The 15,503-nt window shown below is 39.6% G+C and carries 11 protein-coding genes and 1 tRNA gene; 9 read left to right on the top strand and 3 right to left on the bottom strand.

The features are described 5' to 3' along the window. Nucleotides 1-21 precede the first annotated feature (21 nt). Together guaB and guaA are read left to right on the top strand one after the other, a co-directional pair. Complete coding sequence (gene guaB, locus WNY79_RS09595; RefSeq protein ID WP_002958783.1) at nt 22-1,491, top strand: IMP dehydrogenase; 1,470 nt, start codon at nt 22-24, stop codon at nt 1,489-1,491. Between the two features lie 102 nt (nt 1,492-1,593). Continuing rightward, complete coding sequence (gene guaA / locus WNY79_RS09590; protein WP_024598632.1) at nt 1,594-3,171, top strand: glutamine-hydrolyzing GMP synthase; 1,578 nt, start codon at nt 1,594-1,596, stop codon at nt 3,169-3,171. A 119-nt stretch (nt 3,172-3,290) separates the two neighbouring features. On the opposite strand, the gene WNY79_RS09585 is transcribed toward guaA, so the two are convergent. Next, complete coding sequence (locus tag WNY79_RS09585) at nt 3,291-4,874, bottom strand: BCCT family transporter (RefSeq protein WP_076923610.1); 1,584 nt, start codon at nt 4,872-4,874, stop codon at nt 3,291-3,293. Nucleotides 4,875-5,349: 475 nt separating this feature from the next. On the opposite strand from WNY79_RS09585, the gene WNY79_RS09580 reads away from it, so the two are divergent. The 3 genes from WNY79_RS09580 to rimI all read left to right on the top strand — a co-directional run bounded on the left by WNY79_RS09580 (nt 5,350) and on the right by rimI (nt 6,250). Beyond that, nucleotides 5,350-5,426 (top strand) — tRNA-Trp (locus tag WNY79_RS09580). Between the two features lie 64 nt (nt 5,427-5,490). After that, nucleotides 5,491-5,796 (top strand): hypothetical protein, encoded by a 306-nt coding sequence (locus tag WNY79_RS09575; protein WP_342875740.1) that lies wholly within the window; start codon nt 5,491-5,493, stop codon nt 5,794-5,796. After that, nucleotides 5,783-6,250, top strand: coding sequence for a ribosomal protein S18-alanine N-acetyltransferase (gene rimI / locus WNY79_RS09570; protein WP_342875772.1), 468 nt, complete (start codon nt 5,783-5,785; stop codon nt 6,248-6,250). The genes WNY79_RS09575 and rimI overlap by 14 nt, the downstream gene beginning before the upstream one ends. Nucleotides 6,251-6,315: 65 nt before the next feature. Here rimI and WNY79_RS09565 read toward each other — a convergent pair whose 3' ends face one another. Both WNY79_RS09565 and WNY79_RS09560 read right to left on the bottom strand, forming a co-directional pair. Beyond that, nucleotides 6,316-8,982 (bottom strand): sensor histidine kinase, encoded by a 2,667-nt coding sequence (locus tag WNY79_RS09565; protein ID WP_170071775.1) that lies wholly within the window; start codon nt 8,980-8,982, stop codon nt 6,316-6,318. Between the two features lie 280 nt (nt 8,983-9,262). Beyond that, a complete protein-coding gene (locus WNY79_RS09560) occupies nt 9,263-10,150 on the bottom strand; it encodes a LysR family transcriptional regulator (protein WP_342875739.1) in 888 nt (295 codons plus the stop codon). A gap of 102 nt (nt 10,151-10,252) precedes the next feature. On the opposite strand from WNY79_RS09560, the gene WNY79_RS09555 reads away from it, so the two are divergent. The 4 genes from WNY79_RS09555 to pdxH all read left to right on the top strand — a co-directional run bounded on the left by WNY79_RS09555 (nt 10,253) and on the right by pdxH (nt 15,488). Then, nucleotides 10,253-10,627, top strand: coding sequence for an isochorismatase (locus WNY79_RS09555; protein WP_170071777.1), 375 nt, complete (start codon nt 10,253-10,255; stop codon nt 10,625-10,627). 415 nt (nt 10,628-11,042) lie between these two features. Continuing rightward, nucleotides 11,043-12,632 (top strand): peptide chain release factor 3, encoded by a 1,590-nt coding sequence (prfC, locus tag WNY79_RS09550; protein WP_024598626.1) that lies wholly within the window; start codon nt 11,043-11,045, stop codon nt 12,630-12,632. 62 nt (nt 12,633-12,694) lie between these two features. After that, nucleotides 12,695-14,437 (top strand): arginine--tRNA ligase, encoded by a 1,743-nt coding sequence (gene argS, locus WNY79_RS09545; protein WP_342875738.1) that lies wholly within the window; start codon nt 12,695-12,697, stop codon nt 14,435-14,437. A gap of 412 nt (nt 14,438-14,849) precedes the next feature. Then, nucleotides 14,850-15,488, top strand: a complete 639-nt coding sequence (gene pdxH, locus WNY79_RS09540; protein WP_342875737.1) for a pyridoxamine 5'-phosphate oxidase — start codon at nt 14,850-14,852, stop codon at nt 15,486-15,488. The last annotated feature ends 15 nt before the right edge of the window (nt 15,489-15,503 follow it).

Here is a 15,503-nt window from a genome sequence, read left to right as displayed (position 1 = left end):
CACATGTGAGAAGTTGCCAAAATGCTTAGAATCGCTAAAGAAGCTCTTACCTTTGATGACGTACTTTTAGTACCTGGTCATTCTACTGTTTTGCCACACACGGCAAATATTTCAACTCGCTTAACGCGTGGTATCAAACTTAACTTGCCGCTTATTTCAGCATCTATGGATACTGTTACAGAAGCTCGTTTAGCTATTGCCCTTGCGCAAGAAGGTGGTCTTGGTTTTATTCATAAAAACATGACTATTGAAGAACAAGCGAAAAACGTACGTAAAGTTAAAACCTACGAAGCAGGTATTGTTTCATACCCTGTAACGGTTACTGCCGATTTAACAATTGCAGATGCAATTGAGCTTTCGCACGAAAAAGGTTTTTCAGGCTTTCCGGTTACCGATAGCAACAATGTGCTTGTAGGCATTGTTACTAGTCGTGATATGCGTTTTGAAACTAAGCTTGAACAGCCTGTTTCTACCGTTATGACTAAAAAAGAAAAGCTTGTTACCGTTAAAGAAGGCGCAGCTCGCGAAGAAATTTTAGGCTTAATGCACGAACACCGCATTGAAAAAATCTTAGTTGTTGATGATGAATTTAAACTTAAAGGCATGATCACAGTAAAAGATTACCAAAAAGCCCAAGACAAACCTGACGCATGTAAAGACGACCAAGGTCGTTTACGTGTAGGTGCTGCTGTAAGTGTTGGCGCAGGTACTGATGAGCGCATTGCTGCATTAGTAGAAGCGGGTATTGATGTTTTACTTATCGATACATCGCATGGTCACTCTCAAGGTGTTATTGACCGTGTTACTAAAACTCGCAAAGAATACCCAGACCTACAAATTATCGCAGGCAACATCGCAACAGCTGAAGGTGCGATTGCACTTGCTGATGCGGGAGCGGATGCAGTTAAAGTAGGTATCGGCCCAGGTTCTATCTGTACTACACGTATAGTTACCGGTTGTGGCGTTCCACAAATTACAGCTATTTCAGATGCTGTTGAAGGCTTAAAGGGTCGCGACATTCCTGTTATTGCTGATGGTGGCATTCGTTTTTCTGGTGATATTGTTAAAGCACTTGTTGCTGGTGCATCGTGTGTAATGGTGGGTTCACTTCTTGCTGGTACAGAAGAAGCACCAGGTGAAGTTGAATTATACCAAGGCCGTTATTATAAATCTTACCGTGGTATGGGCTCATTGGGCGCGATGGATCAAAAAGAAGGTTCATCAGATCGTTACTTCCAAAAATCAAACGAAGCAGACAAGTTAGTACCTGAAGGTATTGAAGGTCGCGTAGCTTACAAAGGTCCTATTGCAACGATTATTCATCAGCAAGTAGGTGGCTTACGTAGTGCTATGGGCTTAACGGGTTGTGCAACAATTGAAGAGCTTAATACAAAACCACAATTTGTACGTGTTACTTCAGCGGGTATGGGTGAGTCGCACGTTCATGATGTGCAAATCACTAAAGAAGCACCAAATTACCGCTTAGGTTAAGCAGCGTAATTAATTTAATATACTGGGCTTGCTTTGCAAGCCCTCTTTTTAGTCGTTTACATTAACAAATGACATTTAGCATCAGACTTTACGAGATACTCCATGAGCAAAGATATTCACGATTCACGAATTCTCATTTTAGACTTTGGTTCACAATACACGCAATTGATCGCGCGCCGTATCCGCGAAATTGGTGTTTACTGTGAGCTATGGGCATGGGATGTGACTGAAGAGCAAATCCGCGAGTTCAACCCACAAGGTATTATTCTTTCTGGTGGCCCAGAATCAACAACGCTTGAAAATAGCCCGCGCGCTCCTGAGTATGTATTTAATGCAGGCGTGCCTGTACTAGGTATTTGCTACGGTATGCAAACAATGGCAGCTCAACTAGGCGGAAACGTACACAGCTCAGATAAAAAAGAGTTTGGTTACGCACAAGTAGAAAAAGTGGGCAATTGTGCATTATTTGATGCAATTGAAGACCATATTACAGATGGCGGCAACGGCATACTTGACGTTTGGATGAGCCATGGCGATAAAGTAATGGATATTCCAGCTGACTTTACTACAACAGCTAAAACATCTACTTGTCCACATGCTGCAATGTCTAATGAAGAAAAACGTTTTTACGGCGTACAGTTTCATCCAGAAGTGACGCACACGCATCAAGGTCAGCGCTTATTAGAGCGTTTTGCTATTGATATTTGTGGCTGTGAAAAGTTGTGGACTGCTGCAAAAATTATCGATGATGCTATCGAGCGTATTAAAGAAACCGTTGGTGATGACGAAGTTATTTTAGGCCTTTCTGGTGGTGTTGATTCATCGGTTGTGGCTATGCTAATTCACCGTGCAATTGGCGAAAAGCTAACATGTGTATTTGTTGATAATGGTTTACTTCGTTTAAACGAAGGCCAACAAGTAATGGACATGTTTGGTAATAAATTTGGTTTAAACATTGTTAAAGTTGAAGCCGAAGAGCAGTTTTTAAATGATCTTGCTGGTAAGTCAGACCCAGAAGATAAGCGTAAAGCCATTGGTCACACGTTTATTAATGTATTTGATGAGCAAGCCAAAAAGCTTAAAAATGCAAAATGGTTAGCGCAAGGTACAATTTACCCAGACGTTATTGAATCTGCGGCATCTGCCACAGGCAAAGCACATGTTATTAAATCTCACCACAATGTGGGCGGATTACCAGATGACATGAAAATGGGACTTGTTGAGCCATTACGTGAATTATTCAAAGATGAAGTACGTAAAATTGGCCTAGAGCTAGGTTTACCGTACGACATGCTTTACCGTCACCCTTTCCCTGGACCAGGTTTAGGTGTGCGTGTACTTGGCGAAATCAAAAAAGAATACTGTGATTTATTACGCCGCGCTGATGCGATTTTCATCGAAGAGCTTCACAAAGCTGAGCTTTACCATAAAGTAAGCCAAGCATTTACTGTATTTTTACCTGTTAAATCGGTAGGGGTTATGGGCGATGCACGTAAGTACGATTGGGTTGTATCACTTCGTTGTGTTGAAACAATCGACTTCATGACTGCGCGCTGGTCACATTTACCATATGAGTTTTTAGGTGTGGTATCAAACCGTATCATTAACGAAATAGATGGTATTTCACGTGTAGTTTACGATATTTCTGGTAAGCCACCGGCAACTATTGAGTGGGAATAACGCTAAGCGTATAAGCGTATAAGCGTATAAGCTTATTTTAGTCAGTTTATAGTCGCTCATTAAAAAGCCCGTTTATAAAACGGGCTTTTTTACGACTACAGCTTCGTGCTGATAGGTTTTTACTTGTGTGTTTCTAGCTCTGTCATTAGTCCTTTTACAAGGCTAATACTGCCAAGTAATAAAATAAGCGTAAAAGGGAGCGCCGCAATGATCGTTATATATTGTAGTGCTTGAATAGACTCAGTACCGCCAATCCAGAGCATTAGCATTGCAATAATACCTGCAATATTAGCCCATACTAGCTTTTGTTTTATTGGTACTTCAAGTTTACCGCCTGATGTAAGGCTATCTATCACAATAGAGCCCGAATCTAGAGTCGTTACAAAAAAGATGATAATCAACGCGATAGCTAAAAGCGAAAGCACTGTACTAAAAGAGTATGCATCCAACATATAAAATAAGCTAAGTGATACATCAGTAATACCTTTATCGGCGCCTAGCACTCCAATTTCATTTATAACCTGATCGATAGCTATCCCACCAAAAACCGACATCCAGGCTGTAGTAACAAGCGTTGGGATAAGTAATACGTATACTAAAAACTCTCGTATGGTGCGGCCTTTAGAGATACGTGCCACAAACATGCCAAAGCAAGGTGCGTAAGCCACCCACCAAGCCCAGTAAAATACAGTCCAGCTATGTAGCCACTCAGTGTCTTCTCGGCCTGTGCTTGAGCTCAAAGGTATAATATTTTTTACATAGCCGACGACTGCGGTGTAGCCAGAATCAAGTACGGTAGTAAAATTTAAAATAGCAATTAGAGCAAGAAACACAAAAGCAATGCCCATATTAATGTTGCTAAGCAGTTTAACGCCGCCATCCATACCACGTATAATCGACAAAATGGCTAAGCCCATAATCAGTAAAATGATGCCTTGTTGCAATAGTAGCGAATTTTCAAACCCTAAAACATGGCTTATCCCACTTGCTGCTTGCGACCCACCGAGACCAAGTGATGTAGCCAAACCAAATAGAGTTACTAAAACAGCCATTACATCTATAACATCGCCTAGTTTCCCCCATACTAGATCCCCAAAAAGTGGATAAAATATAGAGCGCATTGAAAGTGGTAAGCCTTTATTATAAACAAAATAAGCTAGGCATAATGCGGTCATCCCATAAATCGCCCACGCATGAAGACCCCAATGGAATACCGTTGCACCTAAGGCAATTTCTCGACCTTGCTCGGTAAATGGTTCAGCATTGAGAGGAGTACCTGCCCAGTCTGTATAAAATGCGGTTGGTTCGGCAACACCCCAAAAAATAAGCCCTATGCCCATGCCAGCAGCGAATAACATTGAAACCCAAGAAAGGGTAGAGTAGTCGGTTGTTGCTTTATCGCCGCCTAAGCGAATTTTTCCAAGCGGAGATACTGCAATGCCGATAGCAAAAAGCAGGAGTATATTTGCCCCCCACATAAATACGAAATCAAAATTTACGAGTGCAGCATTTTTTATCGTGTTAATAGCGTCTTTTGTTTCGCTAGGTGGCAAGGCGAGTAAAGTTATTATGAAAAGTAAAGATAAGCCAATTGAAATAGAAAACACATTACTATGAATATCCATCCCCCATTTACTGACGTTATCTTGACCTACTTGATAATCGGTTGAATCGATACTATATTTTTTTGATTTAAACTTCATATAACATGGTGTAAACCATCCGCAAAAGCGAATAGTAAAACTCCTCCATATTGGTATTGTGTATAACCCGCGTGAATAAGATACATGATGAAATATGCAATTTAGAGATAAAGCGCGGATCTTCTGGAGGAAAAACTGTATCATAAATGCTATCAATGTTATTGATTTGTTTGTATGTTTACTCATCCGCTAAGTTTTATTTAGTTAATAAAACAGTAATGACAGTTACTTTAGGTGTTTTTGTCACCAACTTTTTGCATGGAACTGATGTTCTTTATGTTTCTATGATGTCTATTCTTAATAACCCTCGCTGGGCAGAGCGCTAAATAAAAGTATTTATTGTGTTACTACAGTAGATAAAACGGTGAATTAGCATGCTAATTCACCGTTTTGTTTATTTTAAAAGCAGTTGAGCTAAAAGAGTGATTTTTCTCTTTACCTTTGGCGAAACTTCTCTATAATTCGTCGTCATTGCAGGGGCGTAGTTCCAATTGGTAGAACAGCGGTCTCCAAAACCGATGGTTGGGAGTTCGAATCTCTCCGCCCCTGCCATTTCTTCTTTACATCGTTTTTATTACTTCTTATATTGTTCAAATGTCTAATCTACTGAGTTGTTATGCATCCACGTTACGCAGCTATTTTTGATATAGAAAATCTTGAACTCAATCAACATTATTGTCCTCAAGCAAATGATCAAGCTAATACTTTATTACAAAGTGCGATAGCCAGTCCTTTAACGCTCAATGAGCAATTACTTGCAGACATTAAACTAAGTGCCGAGCCTATTATTATAAATAGTGTTGTACAGGGCCGTGAGATGCAATTAAACGATAATGAGCTTACATTGCCAACCCCACAGCTCAACGCTTCTGAAAAGCGTGCTTTATGGGCTTTAATGAGTGAACACCTTGATAAACTTTAAACCAGTAGATGAAACTGCAATATCTCAATTAATGGCCGTCGAAACAGCGTGTCATAGCCATCCGTGGACTTTAAATACAATGAGTTCATGCATAGGCGGGCGCTATTTTAATGTTGCCGCATTTGATGATGCGAGCATGATTGGTTTTTATATTGGTGAAAAAGCAGGGCCTGATTTTACACTTATGGATATTTGTGTAACACCAAGTCACCAGGGTAAGGGTATTGCAAGGCAGTTGTTAGCGCAGTTTATTGAATATGGTGAGCAGCAAAATGCTGAAAACCTCTTTTTAGAAGTACGCGAATCAAATACGCGTGCTATTGCGCTGTACGAGAACGCAGGCTTTACTGAAATGTCAGTGCGTAAAAACTACTACCCAAGTGATAACCCTGCTAAAAATGGCTTTGAAGACGCAATTTTAATGGGTATGGCGCTAGGTTTAAACTTTTCATAATTAAAGTCGATAATTAGCATTTAAAATACAGAGTCGCTAAAGTACTGCATTTTGTAAGTTTGCTTTTAGGTTACTTTGTCGCTAATTGCTTGCTCAATGGCTGCTATTAGATCATTTACCAGCTCGTCTCTTGGCACTTTATTGTTACTTTTTAAGTTCTCTTCAAGTGCCGCAGCACTATGGTAAATTTCATCAAAGTTAAAGCATCCAGAACTACCTTTAATACTGTGCGCTACACCTCTTAATGCTTCCCAATCATCACAATGTTGCAGAGCTTTAACTTCTTTTAAATATGTAGGTAAGTTAGCTAAATAATTATCAGCAATTTGCTGGAATTTTTCGCTTTTTAATAGGCTATCCCATTTATTTTGATTATCTTTTTCAAGATGCAGGTAGCTCACGAGTACATTTTCCAGAGCATCTTTATCAATGGGTTTAGCAAGTGCTTTATCGCAACCAGCCTCTAGGTAAGTCCCTATATCGTGGTTCATTACATTGGCAGTAAGGGCAATAATAGGGCCATCATACGCGGCATGGCGAAGCATTTTAGTCGCTTCTAACCCGCCCATTACAGGCATTTGCATATCCATAATAATAAGTTGGTAGTCGTTTACGAGTGCCATTTCTACGGCTTGTGCACCATTATTGGCAATATCGGGTTCAAGACCCCAGGTTTGCAGTAGTAATTTAATTAATAATTGGTTATCTGGGTTATCCTCAGCAACTAATATATTGGCGTCGAAGCTGTTGCTGGCAAATGATAATAGAGGGTCTTTCTCTGGTATTAACTGGCTGTCTTGCGTTAAAAATTCAAGCATGGGTTGATCATCAGATAACTGACACGCCACCCTAATTGTAACGCGACTACCAACACCCACTTCACTTTCAAGATTTACATCGCCACCAAGTAGCAGTGCTAAGTTTTTAGAAATACACAACCCAAGACCTGTACCACCAAAACGACGTGTAGTTGTTGCATCAGCTTGTTCAAACGGTTTAAATACACGCTCTATTTGATGCTCAGACATACCAATACCGGTATCTTTAATTACAAACTCAAGCTTTTGACTCGATTCTAAATAGTGCACACAAATAGACACACTGCCATTTTCGGTAAATTTAACGGCGTTATTGGCAATGTTTATAAGTATTTGTTTTAAGCGAGTCACATCACTATAAATGGTGCGAGGTAGCGGTAGTTGATAGTCAATATTAAGGGTTAATTGTTTTTCTTGTGCCAGTGGTTGAATAATTGATTCAATGTCGTGCACAAGCTGCACTACGTTTAATGCTGACAAATCAACAGCTAGCTTTTCGGCTTCAATTTTAGATAAATCTAAAATATTATTTATTAGCTCTAATAAGTGTTTTGAGTTACGTAAAATAGTACTGAGATGTTGCTTATCGTTCTCAACCTTGCCATTGTGTAGCAACTGTTCTGTAAAGCCCATAATAGCAGTAAGTGGCGTGCGTATTTCATGGCTCATGTTAGCTAAAAATCGGCTCTTAAGTTGATTGGCTTGCTCAGCTTGGCCAATAGCCAACTCAAGTTGGCTGTTCATGGCTTCAAGTGCTTGGGTGCGACTTTCTACTTTATCCTCAAGATGATGCTTATATTCTTCAAGCTGCTGCTGGTAATGCCTTATTTGATTAACCATGTGGTTAAAGTCGTTAAATAAAACACCCACTTCATCATTAGTGTGCGCAGGTAAGTGCACCGACAAATCACCATCACCTACACGGTGACTCGCTGCACCTAGTAACTCAATTGGATTAAGTAATAAATTACGCACCACTACAAAAATTAATATTGGTAGAGTGATCACTGAAATAATAACAATTAAGCCCGTTATTAAACTTATAGCTTTGCCTGATTGGTAAAGCACACCTTTTGGAATGGTAGATACGTAATAATATCCGCCAGGCATTTGTACTGCAAAAATCATACGCTCAATTTTATCTATACTTGAGAGCTCAATGGTCGAAAGCATGCCTATATCGGCCAGGTCGTGGATTTGGTTGAGTTCGTATTCGCTTATATATTGGCCGCGCATGTTGTAGTCAGAGCTAAATAATATCTTACCGTCTTTTGTTAACATCAAATTAAGCGTGTTGTTATATGGGGCTTCTAAAATACTGGAGTTAAGTATCGAAGGCTCTATATGTATTACAATAAAACCAAGTTGCTGTGGGCGTTTTAAGTAGTAATCAACACTATAAATTCGTTGAATAAAATACAAACTAGTGGTGCCGTCATCCTTTTGAATCATAAATTGCTGTTTACTTAAATTACTTTGCAAGACTTGATTAAAAAATGGATAGCTTTTAGGTGCAGTAGTTAGGTTGTTAGAGTAGTAAGCATCACTTTTCCCACTGGCAGAGACTAAATTAATACTAATAATATCTGGATAAGCTTCACTGTAGCTGGCAAATACATCCATCAGCGCGCCAAGTTTTCGGGTGTGGTTACCGTTGGCACGAATGTCGTTTGCTAAAAAGTCGCTAAGTACTGGCGAAGTTGAAAGTAGTTTTGCTGTAGAGTGAAAAGAGTCGATATAGTTAAATATTTTTTGCTGTTGTTGCTCAACAAAACGGCTCATTATTAAATCAGCTTGTTTTTGTGTTGAATTAGTTACATTGGTGAGCGTAAAGCCACCTAAAAATAGCAGCGGTAGAATAACAAGGGGTGTTATATACCATAATAATCGAATACTTAACTTACTGGTTTTCATGACCAAGCGACTTATCCTCCATGCAATCTACCAATAATATGCGTTACGGCTTTATTAAACAAGCTTATAGCGGTCTTGATGGCTGAAATGTAACCATTAATTGCGCGGTATTTAGCTAAGGTTAGCTACTTATTTGTATAATTAAGTTATTTTAATTTAATAAGTTACGTATTATTGAAATGGTATTTTAGTGATTGAATAAATTTTACAATATTTATGCATGTAAAAGTGACTTTTTATGCTTAATATATTTAAAAAAGTGGAGTAACGCTTATTAAACTTAAGTTGTAAGTTTGTTTAAGTGTTTTGTTATTTCATCAATGCATATTTTTACAGAGATTGGCATGTTGTGCGTGTAGGGCGTTAATGCATAAATACTTTTACTACTAAGTGAGTAATCGGGGTTAATTACCTCAAGTGATGGCTTTACTAAGTTTAAGTAAAAATCAGGTACCAGCCCCATTCCAGCTCCTGCTCTTATAAGCGATAAACAACTATGGAAAGAGTTTGCAAGGCAACGAGCTTGGGTACTGAAGTGAAGTAGTTCTCCATGTTTATTTTTAAAGGTGTGATCTATATTTAACCCTTGCCAAGTATTAGCGATGTAAGGCGTTGCATTTAATATTTTAGACTCTAGCTGTTTAGGGCTTTTAATTACTCCCGTTTTTATACACAGCCTGTCAGTAAAGCTACCTATGCGCTTTTGTTTTAGGGCGCTGTCTTTTGAGGGACCCACTCGAATAGCGAGATCAATATTATGATCTAAAAAATCTATATGCTGATCGGCACTTACAAGCTCTGGCGTTAATTTGGGGTATTGATTCATTAAGTTAGCAATAACAGGGGTAATAAGCGTTTCCATTAATGCATTTGGGGCGGTTATCTTTATATTGCCAGTAGGCTCTGCTTGTTGAGTTTTTACGGTATCCCATGCCGTAGTCGCGATATTATTTAACTCTTTACATTGTATGTAAAACAGCTCGCCGGTTGCCGTTAATGCTTGTCTACGCGTTGTGCGTTTTAAAAGGGTTACCCCAAGCTCTAGCTCTAGCGCTTTTAAATGCTGGCTTACTACCGATTTAGAAACATTAAGCTTATCAGCTGCGGCAGATATAGAACCTGCCTCAATAATATTTGCAAACACCGACATTTGTTTAAATTTACTCATATTTATTGTTCTGTTTTTCTAAACTGTATTTTTTATTATCTTTGTTTTTAGTGTTAAAAGATATGGCTAATATAAGCGTAATTTATTAACTACAGGTGATCTATGAATAGCGAATTAGTACTTCAAAAATGCAAACAAGGGATAGCGGATTGGCAGGATGCATTTAATAACCAAGATGCAAAAGGCTGCGCGCAACAGTATTTTTCTGATTGTGAAATGCATGCTCGCCCATTTGGTATGTTTAAAGGAGAGGTTGCTATAGAAAGCTTTTGGCAAGGGATCATGGATCAAGGCTTTAAAAATGTGCAATACACTGATGTAACATGGGAAATGCTTGGTGATGATGGTTATGTTTTATCAGCTAAATGGACAATGAACCAAGCGTATGGTGTTGTTCATCGCGAACATTGGGTTGTTGCTGCAGATGGAAAAGCAAAGTTAAAAAGTGACGATTTTGAAGTATTAGGTGAGCGCTAAGTAATTATTAATTTAGAGTTGAGTACGTGCTAACTAGTGAGTCTAATTTATCTAAGGTTGTGAAATAAAATACTTATATAAATTCCTCGGTGAAAATAAGCTTAAAAAGCAACGAATCATCGCTTAAACAATTATAAAATGGTCTGTAATTTAATTGCTGAGCATATTTCAAATATTTCTAGTCACATCTCTTCATTATAAAGCCAAGATATTTTTAAGTTAGATAGCACACTTTTATACCGACTCCTGTTACAATTGTCATTATTAAAAAATTAGCTATTGGCGTTTTATTATCAGCTGTTTATAACGTTAAAATCAGCGAAAATAGTAGTTAATTACGATCAACATTACGGGTTTACTCGCAAGCGCTTATTTAAATGCATTCAACCCCGCATCAAACTAAAAGAATTTATTAATGGCAGACCAAACTATTATCAATGAAATCAGCAAGCGAAGGACTTTTGCTATCATCTCTCACCCGGATGCTGGTAAAACAACTATCACCGAAAAAGTATTGTTGTTCGGACAAGCTATTCAAAGAGCCGGTACTGTAAAAGGGCGTGGTTCTAATCAGCATGCTAAATCTGACTGGATGGAAATGGAAAAAGAGCGTGGTATATCGGTTACTACCTCTGTAATGCAGTTCCCGTATAACAATGCGCTTGTTAACTTACTTGATACGCCAGGACACGAAGATTTCTCGGAAGATACTTACCGCACGCTAACAGCGGTAGATTCGTGCTTAATGGTTATTGATGCGGCAAAAGGTGTAGAAGACCGTACCCGTAAGCTCATGGAAGTTACGCGCCTGCGTACAACGCCAATTGTTACGTTTATGAATAAGTGTGACCGTGATATTCGTGACCCAATGGAAGTATTGGACGAAGTTGAAACAGAGCTAAATATAGCCTGTGCTCCAATTACGTGGCCAATTGGTTGTGGTAAAGAGTTTAAAGGTGTTTATCATATTCATAATGACGAAGCTGTTTTATACAAAACAGGTCAGGGTCATAAAATTCAAGAAGTTCGCACTATTAAAGGACTTGATAACCCAGAGTTAGATATTGCGATTGGCGAAGATTTAGCCGCGCAATTACGCGATGAGCTTGAGCTTGTTATTGGCGCATCAAACGAATTTGATTTAGATCTGTTTTTAGCCGGTGAACTTTCGCCAGTTTATTACGGTACTGCACTTGGTAACTTTGGTGTTGACCATGTTTTAGATGGCTTAACTAAATGGGCGCCAACGCCATTACCACGCGAAACCGAAGACAGACTTATTGTTGCAACAGAAGAGAATTTTACCGGTTTTGTATTTAAAATTCAGGCCAACATGGACCCTAAACACCGTGACCGTATTGCATTTATGCGTATTGTATCGGGTAAGTACAGCCAGGGCATGAAAATGAACCACGTGCGTATTGGTAAGCAGGTGAGTATTTCTGATGCGGTAACCTTTATGGCAGGCGATCGTGAGCGAGCAGAAGATGCTTACGCTGGCGATATTATTGGCTTGCATAACCACGGTACAATTCAAATTGGTGATACGTTTACGCAAGGCGAAAAACTTAAATTTAGTGGTATTCCTAACTTCGCGCCTGAACTATTTCGTCGTATTCGTCTACGCGATCCGCTTAAGCAAAAGCAATTATTAAAAGGCTTAGTACAGCTTTCTGAAGAAGGTGCTGTACAGGTATTTAGACCGCTTATAAACAACGATTTAATTGTGGGCGCGGTAGGTGTACTTCAGTTTGATGTGGTTGTAGCGCGTTTAAAAGCTGAATATAACGTAGATGCTATTTACGAAGGTGTAAACGTAAATACAGCACGCTGGGTTGAGTGCAGTGACGTTAAAAAGTTTGAAGACTTTAAACGCAAATGCGAAAGCAATTTAGCACTCGATGGTGGCGATAACTTAACTTACATAGCGCCGAGCCGTGTAAACCTTAATTTATCGGTAGAGCGTTACCCAGAAGTAACGTTTAACCACACGCGCGAAAACTAGAATTGACCGACTACAGTTAACTGAAAGCCTGCTAAGGCGGGCTTACAAAGGTAAATAATATAATGAACATTCGTACTATTTTAATCGAAAAAGCTATTGCCGCTATGGCTGGCGCAGGCTTACCTGAAGACACAAACCCAGCAGTAACGCAAAGCACACGCCCACAATTTGGTGATTACCAAATTAATGCCGCAATGGGCGCGGCTAAAAAAATGAAAAGCAACCCACGAGAGCTTGCACAAAAAATTATAGATAACCTTGATGTAAGTGATATCGCAGAGAAAACTGAAATTGCGGGTCCAGGTTTTATTAACATTCATTTAAAGCCAGAGTTTTTAGCGCAAAGTGTTAAAGCAGCTAATAGCGATGCAAAGCTTGCAGTAAACGAGCACGCTAAACCACAAAAAGTGGTTGTGGATTACTCATCACCAAACCTTGCTAAAGAAATGCACGTAGGCCATTTACGTTCAACCATTATTGGTGACTCAATTGTACGTGCGCTTGAATTTAGAGGCGATACGGTTGTACGTCAAAATCACATGGGTGATTGGGGCACGCAATTTGGTATGTTAATCGCGCATTTAGAAGACCAAATTAGCCAAGGTGTAGACTTAGATACAGTTGCACTTGCCGATTTAGAAACCTTTTACCGCGATGCTAAAAAACGTTTTGACGACGAAGAAGGCTTTGCAGATAAAGCCCGTAATTACGTTGTTAAATTACAAGGTGGCGACGCGCACTGTGAAAAGCTTTGGAAACTATTTATAGCAACCTCAGTTAAGCACTCTGAAGAAGTATACAAACGTTTAAATGTAACGCTTACTCAAGCCGATATTATGGCTGAAAGCGCATACAACGCAGAGCTTAACGATATTATTAGCCTACTTAAAGATAAAAACATTGCTGTAGAGTCGCAAGGCGCGCAAGTTGTGTTTTTAGATGAGCTAGCCAACAAAGATGGCGAACCATCTGCGTTTATCGTACAAAAATCTGGCGGCGGATTTTTATATGCAACAACCGATTTAGCGGCATGTGATTACCGTTCAAATAAATTAGGTGCCGATCGCATCTTAATTTTTGTAGATGCACGTCAAAATCTACACTTTAATCAAGTAGAGCTTACAGCACGCAAAGCAGGTTTATTACGAGACGAAACAAGTTACGAGTTTTGCCCGTTTGGCACCATGATGGGCGCCGATAACAAACCATTTAAAACACGTACTGGCGGCACAGTAAAACTTGCTGACTTATTAGAAGAGTCAATCAACCGTGCAGCTGCAAAACTAGCTGAACGTGAATCGGATTTAAGTGATAGCGATCGCAGCGAAATTGCCCGTAAAGTAGGTATTGGCGCAGTTAAATACGCTGACCTTTCTAAGCACCGTACCAGCGATTACATATTCAACTGGGACGCCATGCTAAGCTTTGAAGGCGCAACAGCCCCTTACTTACAATATGCTTATACACGTATCCGCAGTATTTTCCGTAAGTCAGGCGTTGATGCAGCTACATTAAATTCAGACGTAGCAATTGTTGAGCCTCAAGAAAAAGCACTAGCACTTAAGCTACTACAGCTTGAAGAAGTACTTGATTTAATGATCAGTGAAGCAACACCGCACGTACTATGTGGTTACTTATATGAGTTAGCAAGCTTATACATGACATTTTACGAAGCCTGCCCAGTACTTAAAGAAGGCGTAGAGCCAAGCGTGCGCGATAGCCGTTTAGTGCTGTGTAATTTGGTTTCTAAAACATTAGAGACGGGATTAGACTTACTTGGCATTGAAGTTATGGAGCAAATGTAATCACCTTCTGCTGCGTGTAGTTCGCTTTGACTGCGTTGTCGTGCTTTTTTAGCCTAAGTCACATACTAAATGTATGCTCCTTGGCATAAAAAAGCACTCCGTCTTGTCAGCACTTCTACACTTGCAGATATCTGAGTTGTGTAGTTTACGTTATAGGTTGGGTTGAGTGAAACGAAACCCAACGATCCACCTGAGACTCTATGTTTACTGCTATCGAATGCATCTGAGGCTCTGTGTTTATTGCTATCGAATGCACCTGAGACTCTATGTTTACTGTTATCGAATACACTCAAGACTCGGTGTTATTGCTATCGCATACACCTGAATCTTAATATTTGTTATTACTCAACATCTATTGTTTTAAGCTCGCTACTCTAAGCTCTTTTCTAAGGCTTTATTTAAAGGACTTGTTATGAAACTCGAAGATATCCGCCGTGAATACCTGCAAGACGCGTTAAGCGAAGATAATTTGCAAGATGAGCCGTTTAAGCAGTTTGAAACGTGGCTTGAGCATGCGGTAGCAAGTAAACTACCCGATCCAACAGCAATGGTTGTAGCAACCGTTGATGAAACCGGTCAGCCTTCACAGCGTATTGTGCTTTTAAAACATTTAGATGATAACGGGTTTGTGTTTTTTACTAATACCGGCTCGCGTAAAGCGCAAGAGCTTAAAGGTAATAATAAAATTTCCTTGCACTTTCCGTGGCATCACATGGAGCGCCAAGTTATTGTGTATGGCGAGGCTAAACCCTTACCGACTTCTGCTGTGGCAAAGTACTTTTTATCCCGTCCTAAAGAAAGCCAATTAGCCGCGTGGGCATCAGCGCAAAGTCGTCCGGTGTCATCACGTAAAGTACTCATGGAAACCTTTGCCAATATGAAAAACAAGTTTGCTAAAGGTGAAATACCACTTCCTGATTTTTGGGGCGGATATTGTGTAGTACCCACTAAAATTGAGTTTTGGCAAGGCGGAGCGCATCGTTTGCACGACCGTTTTATGTATCAGCGTCAAGCCGATAACAGCTGGCAAATTACACGCTTAAACCCTTAATAAAAAGATGAGTAA

The organism is Pseudoalteromonas sp. AS84 (assembly GCF_038900255.1).
In the GTDB taxonomy this organism is placed as follows: Bacteria; Pseudomonadota; Gammaproteobacteria; order Enterobacterales; family Alteromonadaceae; genus Pseudoalteromonas.
The sequence above is the reverse complement of the archived record's forward strand: the minus strand, read 5'-3'. Positions and strand labels throughout refer to the sequence as shown.